6 protein-coding genes are annotated in these 14,932 nt (G+C 65.8%); 1 reads left to right on the top strand and 5 read right to left on the bottom strand.

Features of this window, described 5'->3' with window-relative positions:
* Nucleotides 1-395: 395 nt before the first annotated feature.
* From MMSP_RS10150 to MMSP_RS10130, 5 genes are all read right to left on the bottom strand, one after another.
* On the bottom strand, nucleotides 396-6,710 hold the full coding sequence (locus MMSP_RS10150) for a type I polyketide synthase (protein WP_020786527.1): 6,315 nt from the start codon (nucleotides 6,708-6,710) through the stop codon (nucleotides 396-398).
* 16 nt (nucleotides 6,711-6,726) lie between these two features.
* Nucleotides 6,727-8,835 (bottom strand): p-hydroxybenzoic acid--AMP ligase FadD22, encoded by a 2,109-nt coding sequence (locus tag MMSP_RS10145; protein ID WP_020786526.1) that lies wholly within the window; start codon nucleotides 8,833-8,835, stop codon nucleotides 6,727-6,729.
* A 118-nt stretch (nucleotides 8,836-8,953) separates the two neighbouring features.
* The gene (locus MMSP_RS10140) at nucleotides 8,954-9,592 is read right to left on the bottom strand and encodes a chorismate pyruvate-lyase family protein (RefSeq protein WP_012393568.1); all 639 of its coding nucleotides are present in this window, start codon (nucleotides 9,590-9,592) and stop codon (nucleotides 8,954-8,956) included.
* Between the two features lie 4 nt (nucleotides 9,593-9,596).
* Nucleotides 9,597-11,345, bottom strand: a complete 1,749-nt coding sequence (locus MMSP_RS10135) for an AMP-binding protein (RefSeq protein WP_086084768.1) — start codon at nucleotides 11,343-11,345, stop codon at nucleotides 9,597-9,599.
* A gap of 948 nt (nucleotides 11,346-12,293) precedes the next feature.
* Entirely contained in the window at nucleotides 12,294-13,382 is a 1,089-nt protein-coding gene (locus MMSP_RS10130; protein WP_020786523.1) for an LLM class flavin-dependent oxidoreductase, read from the bottom strand.
* 281 nt (nucleotides 13,383-13,663) lie between these two features.
* Between MMSP_RS10130 and MMSP_RS10125 the strand changes: the two genes are divergently transcribed.
* On the top strand, nucleotides 13,664-14,920 hold the full coding sequence (locus MMSP_RS10125; protein WP_020786522.1) for a trans-acting enoyl reductase family protein: 1,257 nt from the start codon (nucleotides 13,664-13,666) through the stop codon (nucleotides 14,918-14,920).
* The last annotated feature ends 12 nt before the right edge of the window (nucleotides 14,921-14,932 follow it).

The raw sequence follows: 14,932 nt of genomic DNA, 5'->3' as shown, positions 1-14,932 counted from the left end.
ATTCGCTGTATTGGTCCAAGCCGCTTGCACCGCGGGCAGCACAGAACCCAGCGCAGGGTTCGGTCATGAGCGGGCCGACAGCAATACCGCTCACCGCTCTGGTGTCCGGCACTGTGCCCTCTGGCGGCCCTACGGCGCAGCACGATTGGCCGCGCGTCGTCCATCAAATTGGCCAACAAAACATTCGGCGCGTCTCGGTGGACCCGAACATCATGCGCTTGCTGGCGTACCCGATCGTAGCGTGCGTCGACGTGGCCTCGCGGCCGCGGCCAGCATCGGCTCATCGACCACCCTGATGCACATACCGGCCATACCGGTGAGTTAGCCAGCGCTTCAGTCCTTTCCAGCGATCCGTCGCGTCCCGCCAACTCACCGGCAACCGGCGCTCGTCCCTGCTACGCAGTTACCGAAACCATCTCGCCGTCGGATTCGGGCAGCTTTTCTTCTTCGGCTTGGGTCGCCTGGCTGTCCGGAATCTGCCGGCCGACATATTCGGCGATCGCAGTCGGTGTCGGATGGTCGAAGATCACCGTGGGTGGCAACGTCAGGCCCGTGGCGCTCTTGAGCCGGTTGCGCAGTTCTACCGCGGTCAGCGAGTCGAAGCCAAGGTCCTGGAATCCTGCCTCCGGATCGATGTCCTCGGGGGACGGCCGGCCCAGCACCGCGGCGGCCTGCAAACACACCAGGCCGACCAGGGCGTCTTGGCGTTCGCCTGCGCTCAGCCCATTGAGGCGCTCGGCCAGCGCCGACTTCGACTGGGCGGCATCACCGGTGTCCTCGATCTGGCGCCGCCGCGGCCGGCGCACCACCCCGGCGAACAACGGCGGCAAGCCGCCGGCCTGAGCCCGGGCCTCCAGGGCGGGCCGATCCAAGAGCGTAGCCACCATGAGGGGATGGTTGATCGCCAGCACCGCATCGAGCAGCCCTACCGCCTGCTCCGGGTTCATCGGAGCCAGCCCACTGCGGCTCATCCGGGCCAAGTCGCGGCTGCTCAGATGGGCAGCCATGCCGCCGGACTGCTCCCACAGCCCCCACGCCACCGATATCCCGGCCAACCCCGCGGCTTGCCGATGCGCCGCCAACCCGTCCAGGAACGAGTTTGCTGCCGAGTAGTTGCCCTGCCCCGGCGAGCCGACGGTCGCCGCGATCGAGGAACACAGCACGAACATCGACAAATCCAGATCCAAGGTGGCCTCGTGCAGATTCCAGGCCGCATCCACCTTGGCCCGCAATACGGTATCGATCCGCTCCGGTGTCAGTGAGCTGATCACCGCGTCGTCGAGCACACCGGCGGCGTGAATCACGCCACGCACCGGCGGGTACTCCCCCGACAACCGGGCCAACATCGCCTCCACCGCGCCGCGGTCCGCCACATCACAGGCCACCACCTGCACATTGGCGCCGGCCTCGGACAACTCGGCGGCCAGTTCGGCAGCCCCCTCGGCCCGATCGCCTCGCCTACTGGCCAACACCAGATGACGCACGCCGTAGGCGTCGAGCATGTGGCGGGCCAGCACCGCACCAACCGCCCCGGTGGCACCGGTGATCAGCACCGTTGCATCGGCGAGCCCGTCGGCCAGCGCCGACGGCATGGTCAGCACCACCTTGCCGATGTGGCGGGCCTGGCTCATGAACCGGAAGGCCGCCGGCGCGCAGCGCACGTCCCAGGTGGTGACCGGCAACCGATGCAGCACTGCGGTGTCGAACAGCTCCCGCACCTCGGCCAGCATCTCCTGCATGCGCACCGGGCCGGCCTCGGACAGGTCGAAAGCCCGGTACCACACGCCGGGGTAGTTGGCGGCGATCTTGTCGGCGTCGCGGATATCGGTCTTGCCCATCTCGAGGAAACGCCCGCCGCGTACCAGCAGTCGCAGCGAAGCATCCACGAAATCACCGGCCAGCGAGTCGAGCACCACATCGACCCCACGGCCGTCGGTGACCGCGAGGAACTTCTCCTCGAAGTCCAGCGTGCGGGAGTCGCCGATGTGGTCGTCGTCAAATCCCATGGCGCGCAGCGTGTCCCACTTGCCGCGGCTGGCGGTGACGAAGATCTCGACGCCCCAGTGGCGAGCCAGCTGCACCGCCGCCATGCCCACACCACCGGTTCCGGCATGGATCAACACCGATTCGCCGGGCTGTATCTTGGCCAGGTCCTGCAACCCGAACAGGGCCGTCAGGAACACCACCGGCACGGCGGCAGCCTGGGCGAACGACCACCCTTGTGGCATCCGGGTGATCAGCTGCTGGCCCACGACCGACAGCGGACCGGCACCACCAAGGAAACCCATCACCGAGTCACCGACGGCAACCCCGGATACCTGCGGACCGACCTCGAGGACCACCCCCGCGCCTTCTGCCCCCAGCGGCGGGGCCTCACCGGGATACATCCCCAATGCCGCCACCACGTCGCGGAAATTGACACCGACCGCACGCACCGCCACCCGGACCTGTCCGGCCGCCAAGGGCGCCTGGACCTCCGGACAAGGCTCGATCACCAGGTCCTCCAACGTTCCGCCGCCACCGGCGGCCAACCGCCACGCCGACTCATCCGCCGGCACCGCCAGCAGCGGCGCGGCCGGGGCCAGCCGAGCGGCGTGTGCCACGCCGGAGCGCACCACGAGTTGGGGTTCCCCAACTGCGACCAGCTCCGCCGCCTCCACCGCGGCGTCCGCGTCGACCAGCACGATCCGGCCGGGATTCTCGGCCTGCGCCGACCGCACGATTCCCCATACCGCAGCGCCGGCCAGGTCGCTGACGTTCTCGCCGGGCATCGCCACGGCGCCGTGGGTCAACACCACCAAGGTGCCCGCGCGGTCCCCGTCGAACCAGGACTGCAACACCTCCAGGGCGGCGTGGGTGGCCGCATACACCGACCCCGCCACATCCTCGCCTGCGGGGTTGGGCTCCCACACCACCACACCGGCATCGCCGGCCGCGCCACCGTCACCGCCGGCGCAGAAGTCCGCCCACGACACCACGGCGGGCTGAGCAGACCCGTTGGTGCCGCTCCCGCTCAGCGGTATCGGCGACCAGATCACGTCCAGTGGTCCCTGGTCGGGTGCGCCACCGCCGGCCGCCGCAACCGCGGCGCGCAGCTGGGCCGCCGACATCGCCCGGGTGACCAGCGCGCCCACCGTCAACACCGGCAGCCCCGCGGCATCGGCGATCTCCACCGAGATCGAATCCGGCCCGGACATGGTCAGGCGCGCCCGCACCCGGCCGGCACCGCCGGCGTGCAGCGACACGCCCCACCAGCAGAACGGCAGCTTTGTCTCATCGGAATCCGGGTTCTGCTCGGCGGTCAGCCCCAGCGCGTGCAGCACCGCGTCCAGTACCACCGGGTGCATTCCCATCTTGTCGACGGCCACTCCGGAGGGAGCGACCACCTCGGCGAACAGCTCGGAATCGCGCCGCCAGACCCCCACCAGCCCCTGAAATCCCGGGCCGTAGGCATAGCCGCGGTCGGCCAGCTGCGCATAGCCATCGGAGATGTCGACGCTCTCGGCGCCCTCCGGCGGCCAGACCGACAGATCCGCACCGGAGCTTGCCGCCTCGACCCCCAACATGCCCTCGGCATTGAGCAGCCAGTCCTCGCTCTGATCACCGCGCGAATACACCGACAGCGCCCGGTTCCCGGAGTCATCGGCGGCTCCCACGATCACCTGCACCTGCACGCCCATTCCGGGGTGCAGCACCAGCGGCGCGGCCAGCACCAACTCCTCGACGACGGCACAGCCGACCTCGTCACCGGCGCGGATGGCCAATTCCACAAAGCCCGCCCCGGGGAACAGCACGACTCCGCCGATCACGTGATCGGCCAGCCAAGGCTGATCGGCCAGCGCCAGCCGGCCGGTCAACACCACGCCACCGGAATCGGGACGCTCGACCACCGCACCCAACAGGGCATGCTCGGCACCGCCGAGACCCAGTCCGGTCGCGTCGGCGGGCCCATCGGCGCCCGGTACCTCCCAGAACCGCCGGCGCTGGAAGGCGTACGTCGGCAGGTCCACCCGGGTGGCACCCGAGCCGGCAAATACCGCCGGCCAATCCACCGACATCCCGGTGCTGAACAGCTGGCCGAACGCGGTGAGCACCGAGGCCACCTCGGGACGGTCCTTGCCCAGCATCGACACCACGACCGCCTCGGCGGGCGCCAGCGACTGCTCGATGGAGCCGGTCAATCCGCTACCGGGTCCGACCTCCACGAAATGGGTCACCCCGAGTGTGTGCAGCTGCCGCGCGCTGTCGGCGAAGCGCACCGCCCGCCGAACGTGCTCGACCCAATACTGCGCAGATCCGAAACCGCCATCGGCACTGGCCAATTCGCCCGTCACATTCGACACCAGCGCGATCTGTGGTTCCCGCGCCTCAACCTGGACGGCGATCCGCGCGAACTCCTCGAGCATCGGCTCCATCAGGGGCGAATGGAACGCATGCGAGACCGCCAGCCGATGCACCCGCCAACCCTGCTGGGCGAACTGGTCGGAGATGGCGGTCACCGCGGCCTCGGCCCCGGAGATCACCACCGATTTGGGGGCGTTGATCGCGGCGATGCCCACACCGTCGGTCAGTGACGGCAACACCTCGTCTTCGGCGGCGGCCACCGCCACCATGGCTCCGCCGGCCGGCAGGGCCTGCATCAACCGGCCGCGCGCAACCACCAGCATGGCCGCATCGGCCAATGTCAGCACCCCGGCGACGTAGGCCGCGGACAGCTCTCCCACCGAGTGGCCCATCACGAAGTCGGGCTGCAGTCCCCAGCGTTGCAGCGCCGCGAACAACGCCACCTCCACCGCGAACAATGCCGGCTGAGCAAATTCGGTGCTATCCAGCAGCGCCGCATCGGATCCCCACATAACTTCACGCAGAGGGATTCTCAGATGGCGGTCCAGCTCGTCGGCCACCGCGTCAAATGCTTCAGCAAACACTGGAAGTTGGTCATGGAGTTCCCGGGCCATGCCGATGCGCTGCGAGCCCTGCCCGGGGAATACCACGGCGGTCTTGCCTACCGACCCCGCTTGCCCGGTCACCACGCCCGCGCCCGGCGCGCCGTCGGCCAGCGTCGCCAGACCGGTCAGCAATTGCTGGCGATCGGCGCCGACCACCACGGCCCGATGCTCGAACGCCGATCGGCCCGCCAACGAGAACCCGATGTCGACCGGGTTGGACTGCGGGTCGGCTTGGACATGGGCCAACAGTCGGCCGGCCTGCGCCGTCAGCGCCTCGGCCGATCGCGCCGAAATCACCCATGGCACCACCGGCAAACTCGGCTCGCCCTTGTTGGATTCGCTGTCCGGCACCGCTTCCGGTGCCGGAGCCTCTTCCAGGATCACGTGCGCGTTGGTGCCGCTGATCCCGAACGAGGACACACCGGCCCGGCGCGGGCGCCCGGCATCCGGCCAGTCCCGAGCCTCGGCCAGCACCGACACCGCGCCGCTTTCCCAATCCACTCGTTTGGAAGGCTCATCGACGTGCAGCGACGCCGGCATCAGGCCGTGCCGCATGGCCTGCACCATCTTGATCACCCCTGCCACACCCGCGGCGGCCTGAGTGTGACCCATGTTCGATTTGATCGAGCCCACCCACAGCGGCTGATCCGTCGGGCGTCCCTGCCCATAGGTGGCCAACAACGCCTCGGCTTCGATGGGATCACCCAATGTGGTTGCGGTCCCGTGGGCCTCGACCACGTCGACATCGGCGGAAGTCAGCCCACAATTTGCCAATGCCGCCTGGATCACGCGCTGCTGGGCGAGCCCATTGGGCGCGGTCAGGCCGTTGGACGCGCCGTCCTGATTGATCGCGCTGCCCCGCACCACCGCCAATACGTTGTGTCCGTTGCGTTGCGCATCGGATAGCCGCTCGAGCACCAGCACCCCGGCACCTTCGCCCCAGCCGGTCCCGTCGGCCGCCGCGGCAAATGCCTTGCATCGCCCATCTGCGGCCAACCCCCGCTGCCGACTGAACCCGACGAAGATCGACGGCAGCCCCATCACCGTCACACCGCCGGCCAATGCCATGTCGCATTCCCCGGAACGCAACGAGGCCATCGCCCAATGGATCGCCACCAACGACGACGAGCACGCCGTATCCACCGACAGCGCCGGGCCTTCCAGCCCCAGCACGTAAGCGACCCGTCCCGAGGCCACACTCACCGGCGAGCCGGTCAGCCCGTACCCCTGCAACGCACCGACGTCCTTGCCGCCGTAGCTGGGCGCGAAAATTCCGGTGAAGACCCCCGTCGAGGACCCGCGCAACGACATCGGGTCGATCCCGGCATGCTCGAGCGCCTCCCAGGAGACCTCCAGCATGAGCCGCTGCTGGGGATCCATCGCCAGGACCTCACTTGGCGGGATGCCGAAGAACCCGGCATCGAAGTTGGTAGCGTTCTCGACAAACGCACCCCACCGCGTGTAGGTCTTGCCCTCGGCATCCGGATCCGGGTCAAACAACCCCTCGGTGTCCCACCCTCGGTCATTCGGGAACTCCGTTACGGCGTCGCGCCCCTGCGAAACCAGATCCCACAGCCCTTCCGGGCCATCCGCGCCGCCGGGAAACCGGCAGCCGATTCCTACCACCGCCACCGGCTCGGTTGCGCGTTGTTCGTATTCCCGCAGTCGCGCGCGTGCCTCGTCGAGCTCGACAGCGACCTTCTTCAGGTAGCGGAAGAGCTTGTCGTTCTGCTGGTCGGCGCTTTCACCGCTGGTGGTCATACTCAGTTGCTCCTGTTCATGATTCGCCAAATTCCGAATCGATCAGCTGGAAAATTTCGTCGGGGGTCGAGGCGGCGGCGATGCGCTGGCCCCAGTGCTCCTGCCCTTCGGTGATCGTGCCGAGCAGGGCACGCAACCGTTCGGCCACTCGCGGCTTCTCACCGTCGGCGATGGCCGCGGTCAGCTCTTCGACCTTGTTCAGCTGCGCTTCGATCAGCGGCAGCGCCCGCGCGCCGCTGCGCGCTGACTGCGGCGTCACCCGCCGGTCCGCGCCGGACAGTTCGGCCTCCAGGTACTGGGCCAGTCCCAATATCGAGCCGTAGTCCCACCCAACCGTCTCGGGCACGCGCAACCCGGTGGCCGCGGCCAATCGGTGGCAGAGTTCGACGGTCATCTGCGAGTCGAAGCCGAGCTCCGAGAAGGCGAGATCGCGATTGACCGAGCGCGGATCCGGCTCACCGAGCATCTTCGCGGTCTCCCCGCATACGGCGTCGAGTACCAGCCGGTGACGTTCCTGCTGCAGCGCGGCCAGCCGCTCTTTGAGGCTCACTTCGCGGGAGCCCGAAACCAGGGCAGACGCCGACTGATCATCGAGTTGGCCGGGCGCGTCGGACCGGTGCTCGGCCGAAGCGAGTTCCCAGATCGGCTTGGCCGGGGTCTGGCCACGCAGCGCGCTGCGCAACAACTTCCCGTTGGCGGTTCTGGGAAGTCGCTCAACAACGGCAAATCGGTGCGGCACCTTGAATGCAGACAGGCGGGTGAGCAATCGTCGGTGGATGTCGCGCATGACCGACCCGTCAATGCCCTCGGCGCTCGCCGGAACGAGAAATGCCTGCAGTGTCGATGCGCCGGTGGCTTCCTTGACTCCAACCACCGCGACCTCGGCGACAGCGTCCTCCTCGACGATCAGCCGCTCGATCTCGCGCGGATTGATATTGACCGCCCCGACGATTTCGGTGTCGTCCGCGCGGCAGGCGTAGGTGACCCATCCGTCGTCGTCGATGCAGACCCGGTCACGCGTGTCCAGCCAACCCTCATCTGTCAGCAGCGGCTCCGGCCAGTTCCAATAGCTCTCGGCAATCGACGGTCCGCGGACCCAGAGGTCACCCTCCACCCCGGGCCCGGCGGCCGCACCGTCCGGTGCCACGACGCGAATCTGGTAGGGCGGAAGAACCTTGCCCAGGCTCCCCGGGCGCCACTCGTCGACGGTATTGGATACGAACGTCTGCCCGACCTCGGTCGATCCGACCCCGTCCAGGATCGGGATACCGCCAAAGAATTCGGTGAGCCGCTCGGCCAGCCCCACCTCCACGGCCTCGCCCGCCGATACCACGCATCGCACCGAACGGAACGAATCCGCAGAACACGCGTCGACAACTCTGGCAAAGAAATTCGGCACACCGTAGAGCACCGAGGGCTCGAATCGGGCGCTCAGCGTCGCCGCGACTTCCGCGCCCACCGGTAGCGGATTGACCACCGCCGAACTGCCGGTGGCCAGCGGAAACCAGACCGAATTTCCCAGGCCATAGGCGAAATACATGCGCGCGCTGCTCAGCCCGATGTCGGCGGGAGTCAGCCGCAACGCATTGCGACACATGGCCTCGACAAACGCGAACACGTCGCAGTGCCGGTGAATCGCCGCCTTGGGCGGACCCGTTGTACCGGAGGTGTAGGTGGCATACGCGGCGGCGTCACCACCCAAGATCTCGTAGTCCGCCGGCCCGACCCGGGCCGCCTCGGAAAATAGATCCGCGGCATCCGCCACCGTCGACGGCGCAAATCGGTCACAAAGAGGACCGGAGGTGATTACCAGCGCCGCCTGCGTGTCCCGCTCCTGGAACGCGTGGTCGTCACGGTGCAGCTCCGGGTTTGCCAGAAACGCCAGGATCCCGCGTGCCAGGCATGCCAGCAAAACCTGCACCAGCTCCGGCGAATCCGGCATACACAGCAGGACACGATCCCCCCTGCAAAGGCCACGATTGGCTAGCACCGCGCCGAGCCGTGCGGCTCCATCATGGATCTGACCATGAGTCACCACATCCGGCGCGTAATAGGCAGGCTGGTCAGTCCATCCCGCTTCCGATGCCCGCTCGGCGAGCAGTCCCGCTACATTCTCATTCCGCATTATTGGATGACCGCCCTAGCCGATGCTGTTTCTGGCTTGCCGACTGAATTGGATCCATGGATACAAATTCTGCGACCTCTGGCATCGTCACCCCCATAAACCCACGGGGAACCGGCCATTAGGTACAAATCGATCTCCCACTCCTCGCACTGGTACCGACGGAACGTTGGTGACGAATAGGTTCTTCACGCGAATTATCTTCGAATACACTTCGGAGAAAATACTCGGTGATGATAATCACCGGCCGGCCTTCCGCGATCACACGGTACTGACGGCCGACAACTTTCGGCGGCAAGTTACGACGCCGATCGAGCGCGAGCCAGGCCGGTGACTCTCCCGCCCAGACCTTCGCCTCTTCTTTAAAGGTTTCAATACAGCTGGCGGCCATCACCTCGCCAATAGGACGATGCGTTTCCAGCAGGCTCGCCACGATTTCGGGAGGCAGCAAGTCGATGGCAATGAATGATTCTGCGGCGACGAACGGAATTCCCGACCTGCGGCCCTTCAGCACGATATCGCGCCGCAAGACGCGGCCGATCGAAGAATGGTCGCACCCATCCATTTCCGGCGCGGCATCCTGAATCTGCTGCTTGACTATCTCTACGACGATCTCGTCGTTGGCAAGCACGTTCAGAATCCGAGTGAGGGTGCCGTTCGTCGCTATCAGTATCCGAAGGTCGCGATTGAGCTTTCGGATATCTTCATCAGACAGATGACACTCGGTCATTTCTTGTTTCTCGGGTAAAGCCGCCAACATGCCGTCATGCGGACCGGTCCAAACGGGTGAATCCGTCGTTTCGGTAACGCTCCACACAGGATGAACGTCGAACTTTGCCGCTGGTCGTGACCGGAATCGAACCGGTCGCCACCAACACGACATCTGCGACCCGCACTCGGTGTGCCCGCGATATCGCGGAGCTGATCTCCCGCTTGACCGAGCGCAGCTTGTCGATGGCCTCCTCACCCGAGTGGCCCCAGCTGGCGAACTCCACGATGGTGACCAACTTCTCACCGTCGGCATCGGGCACCGCTATCGCCACCACCCGGCCACCGGTGATTTCCTGAATCGTCGACTCAATATCGTCGGGATAGTGATTGGATCCGTCCACGATCAGCAGATCCTTGATGCGGCCCGTGATGAACAACTCGCCTTCGAACATCACCCCGAGGTCTCCGGTTCGAAGCCACGGACCGATCGAGGTGCCCGGCGAGGGGTCGGTCAGCTTCGCATCGAACGTGCGCTCGGTGAGCTGGGGGTTACGCCAATAGCCCATGGCAACATTATCCCCCTGCACCCAAATTTCGCCGACCGTCCCCGCCGGACATTCCGTCCTGGCCTCGGGGTCGACGATCCGCACCTCAGATGTCCAGCTCGAACCGTAGCTGACCAGCTTGGCACCGTCGTCGGCTTCATTCGCGCACCGCTCGACCCGACCGACCGACAAGCTCTGGTAATCGAAGTTGACGCTTCTGGGCGGGCGTCCCGGTTCCGCAGTGGCCACGAACACCGTCGCCTCGGCGAGCCCGTAGGAGGGTCGGATCGCCGTGTCGCGCAGGTTGAAGGGGGCGAACCTGTCGATGAAGCGCTGCAGCGTCGCCGGATTCACGCGCTCCGCACCGCTACCGATCCCCCGGACGTGTCCGAGATCCAATCCGGCCATATCTTCGTCCGACGTGCGGCGGACCGCCAATTCGAAACCGAAGTTTGGCGCACAGGAAATCTGTCCACGAAATTTGCCCATCAATTGCATCCAGCGGGCCGGCCGCTGCAGGAATGCCATCGGATTCAGCAATACCGCGGTGTCTTGATTGATCATCGGCAGAATGATGCCAAGCATCAGCCCCATGTCGTGATAGAACGGCAGCCACGACACCGCGGTCGAGGGAACTTTCTCTGTCTCCCCAAGGTAATCGGACATCAACTGGACGCAGTTGGTGATGACGTTCTTGTGGGAGAGGACCACACCGGCGGGCGAACGGGTCGACCCCGACGTGTATTGCAGATACGCGGTGCTCGAATGGGCCGGCGGCGTGAGATCGAGCTCCCGCGCGGAATCCAAGTCCAGCAAGTCGACCGCCACCACAATGGGTGTGCCGCCCTGCCCGGCGCGTGCGTGTGGCGCATATTTGGTGACCTCGTCGATCACCGGCGAAGTCGTAAGAATGACGCTCGGCGTGGAATCCTGCAGCGCTGCCGAGATTCGTTCGTCGTGAATGCCGAACTGGGGCACTGGAAGGGGGACAGCGATAAGTCCGGCTTCTAGCACGCCCAGAAAGGCGATGATGTATTCAAGGCCTTGCGGAGCCAATACCGCGACCCGATCACCGCTGGCCCCGTAGCCGCGCAGCTCTTCGGCCACGATCTTGGCGCGCCGATAGATTTGCCACCAGGTGAGCGTTTCGGTGAACCCGTCCGGGTTCACGTCGTAGTCGATGAACTTGTAGGCCGCGCGATTGGGGTACTGGGTGGCCGCCTTGTGCAGCAGATCGGTAAGCGAGGACTCGCTCATCGCGAATCGCGTCATCATCCCATTGGACGTTGGTACTGCTTGGCCACCCGTTCCCGGCGCCAGTTGCGTCGTCACCTCGTCCCGGGCACGAAACGAAACGGCGTTGGTGTCCATGATCATCCTTGCTCTCGACGGAAGAGACTACGGGCGTTTCGCTGCTGTGTCAGTCGAAACCCGAATCAGCGGGACGGCGTGCCGCGCAAAGCCGCGCCGCAACTCGAAATCGATATGGCCGCACCGCCATAACAGCCCTCGCGCCACCGGCTCGCAGCAAGATTTAACATGGTCGTCACTCACGGCCATGGCTCTTGCTGGAACCCGTTTGGTGGACATGAGCTTTGAGGTTACTAAGGATCAGCGATAGGTGAGATGTTGGGACCGACGGTCCTGGGAAAATTTGGGCCATCCAATCACCCTTCCCAGGGCCCGGACGCCGGGTGCAATCTGAAGCATCGAGGGGTCTACGAAAATCACCTCAGCAAATCATCTCTGGATAACCAACCAACAGCCGATTTTCATGAGAAGTGCTAAGTACGAGCACTGCTAAATAAGTTTGGCGCGCGCAACGTTTGGCGATACACGCCGCTGCGGTAACCACGCCCGGCGGTGATCGCCCCACTCCCCTAGCCCCGAGCAGGCCGTAACCAGTCGCGGCAAAACCGTTGCGACAAAGGCAATGTGGCATCTCGGGCACGCGGTGTCGCGCGGCGGTGCGCTGAGGCGTCGCCGCTAAATCGTTACCAGGCAACGGGTTGGGGCCAACTCGCCGCGCCCCCGAGGCCACCGATTCAGCGCTGCGGATCCATCCACCAAAGTGCCCGCAACGACTTCCGGCCGATCGCTGAGCGACCCGAATAGCTAACTTCAGCAATGGCTTTGATCGATCTGCGGCCGCAACGAGCCCAGGCTAGCCGCGAACCGGCTCCGAGCGGATTCGCCGGTGGCCGGTCACAGCTTCTTCAGCCCCCGCAACACCTTGGCGTGCGGCAGCACCGCAGTGACGGTCTTGCGCAGGCTCGGGTTGACCAGGCTGCCATTGATCACCAGCAGATACCTCAGACCGTGGTCACGCCACTCGGCGACCTGATCGATGACCTCGTCCGGCGTGCCGCTGGCCACCACTTCGCGGATCAGGCCGGGCGGAACCTTCGCGGTGTAGGAGAGGACCGTTTCCCTGTCCATCGTCTGGGGGATCAGATCCTGCACGCCGGTGAAGTCGGCTCCCATCGGGTGCTCGACACCGTGGCGCGCCCAGGCCTCCGCGGGCATTCCGAGCGCGTTCATTTTGACGATCACCGAGTCCAGTGCTTCATCCACGTCGTCGCGACTCCACCCGGTGACCACGCCGCGCACTGCCGAAGGGGTGATGGACATCGGGTCACGACCGGCATCGGATGCCGCGGCACGCACCGCTTCCAGCGCGCGGCTGTAGTCGGTGGGCCGGATGATGACGATGGGCACCCAGGCGTCCGCGTAGCGTCCAGTAGCCCTCAGCATCCGCGGACCGTGCGCCGCGACCCAGATTTCGGGCCACTTTCCCTTGTAGGGCGGCAGGTCGAACAGGGCATTGCGCAGTGGAAAGTACGGCGACTCACGCGTGACCAGCGCCCCGTTCGAATCCCACAGGGCACGAATCGTCGCGAGGCCCTCTTCGAACCGCGCAACGGGCTTGCTCCACTCCACCCCGTAGGGCTCGTTGCCCTCACGTTCTCCAACACCGATGCCAAGAATGGCTCGGCCTCTGGTCCGCAGATGCACAGTCGCCGCGGCTTGCGCGGTAACCGCTGGATTGCGACGGCCGACATCGGTCACGCACACACCGAGCCGCAAGCGGTTGATCCGGTTGCCCGCGGCGAGGTTTCCCAGCATCGTCCAAGGCTCGTAGTTGGCATCAACCTTGGGCACCAGCCGCGCCCCAAGACCGAGAAATTCGGGGGTCGCCACCGACCGTGGCACCAGCGCGTTGAGATGGTCACCGATCCAATACGAGTCGGCGCCCATCACTGCGCCGGCCATCATGCTCGACCGCGCGATCATGCTCGGTGGGAGGCGCGAGTGCACCGGAGCGTCGACAAAGCCGTAACGAGAACCGCTCGATTTCTTCAAAATCCGCCTACCTTGCCGTCCGTCGCGGTGTGACTGCGGCGAGGTTACCTGACGTTTCTGTGGACATCCCGCAGCCAACTGGCGGCCTGCGGATCGCCGGCCGGCCCTACCATCTCGCGCCGATGACGCGGCGACTGCGTTCCTACGCAATTGCATTCATCGCTGGTCGCCCGTAACTCAGCCTCCCCAGCCCGCTCGGGTAGTCTCGCCCGATGAGTTCAGCGCAACGCGAGTTCGACATCTTCTTATACGGCGCAACCGGCTTCTCCGGCATGCTGACCGGCCAACACCTTGCGCAACGTGACACGAACGCTCGGATCGCCCTGGCCGGCCGTTCGCCCCAACGGCTGCGGGCCGTGCGGGACAAGTTGGGCCCACTAGCCAGCGACTGGCCACTCGTCGTCGCCGACGCATCACAACCGGCGACGCTCGAGGAGATGGCCACCCGGGCACAGGTCATCCTCACCACCGTTGGCCCCTACACGCGCTATGGCCTGCCTCTGGTGGCGGCCTGCGCCAAGGCTGGCACCGACTACGCCGATCTGACCGGCGAATTGATGTTCTGCCGCAACAGCATCGACCTGTACCACAAACAGGCCGCTGACACCGGCGCCCGAATAGTGCTCGCGTGTGGATTCGATTCAATTCCATCGGATCTGAACGTCCACCACTTGTACCGCCGTGCCGCCGAAGACGGCACCGGAGAATTGGCCGAGACCAACCTGGTGCTCCGCTCGTTCTCCCAGCGTTGGGCCTCCGGCGGCTCGGTGGCAACCTATTCCGAAGCGATGCGCACCGCATCGAGCGATCCCGAGGCGTACCGGTTGGTCAACGACCCTTATACGCTGACCACCGACCGCAGTGCCGAACCCGATCTCGGTCCGCAGCCGGACTTTTCCATGCGGCGCGGACGCGACCTGGCTCCTGAGCTCGCGGGCTTCTGGACCGGCGCATTCGTACAGGGCCCATTCAACACTCGAATTGTCCGACGTAGCAATGCATTACAGGATTGGGCTTATGGCAAGCAATTCCGCTACTCGGAGACGATGAGTCTCGGTCGGTCGTTTGCGGCACCAATCGCCTCCGCTGCCGTCACGGGCGCTATCGCCGGCGGCATCGGTTTGGGCAACAAGTACTTCAGTCGCCTACCGCAACGTGCGTTAGAGCGGGTCACTCCGAAACCAGGCACCGGCCCGAGCCAAAAAAGCCGGGAACGCGGCCATTACCGCTGTGAGACGTACACCACCACGACCACCGGTGCCCGCTACCTGGCGACGTTCACACACAACGTCGACGCGTATGCCTCGACGGCCGTGCTGCTCGGCGAAAGCGGTCTGGCCCTGGCGCTGGACCGCGATCGGCTCTCCGAGTTGCGCGGTGTGCTGACCCCCGCCGCCGCCATGGGGGATGCACTGCTGGCGCGGCTGCCCCAGGCCGGCGTCGTTGTGAGCGCGACCCGACTGCACTGACTCCTGGCGCCG

The organism is Mycobacterium sp. 012931 (assembly GCF_000419295.1).
GTDB classification, from domain to species: domain Bacteria; phylum Actinomycetota; class Actinomycetes; order Mycobacteriales; family Mycobacteriaceae; genus Mycobacterium; species Mycobacterium marinum.
Note: the sequence above shows the minus strand (reverse complement) of the source record. Positions and strands in the feature narration are given on the sequence as shown.

Excerpts from the sequence above, each read along its gene's own strand:
- MMSP_RS10140 (WP_012393568.1), bottom strand. The coding sequence starts at position 9,592 with ATGTTGGCGGCTTTACCCGAGAAACAAGAAATGACCGAGTGTCATCTG.
- MMSP_RS10130 (WP_020786523.1), bottom strand. The coding sequence starts at position 13,382 with ATGATCGCGCGGTCGAGCATGATGGCCGGCGCAGTGATGGGCGCCGAC.
- MMSP_RS10150 (WP_020786527.1), bottom strand. The coding sequence starts at position 6,710 with ATGACCACCAGCGGTGAAAGCGCCGACCAGCAGAACGACAAGCTCTTC.
- MMSP_RS10145 (WP_020786526.1), bottom strand. The coding sequence starts at position 8,835 with ATGCGGAATGAGAATGTAGCGGGACTGCTCGCCGAGCGGGCATCGGAA.
- MMSP_RS10125 (WP_020786522.1), top strand. The coding sequence starts at position 13,664 with ATGAGTTCAGCGCAACGCGAGTTCGACATCTTCTTATACGGCGCAACC.
- MMSP_RS10135 (WP_086084768.1), bottom strand. The coding sequence starts at position 11,345 with ATGAGCGAGTCCTCGCTTACCGATCTGCTGCACAAGGCGGCCACCCAG.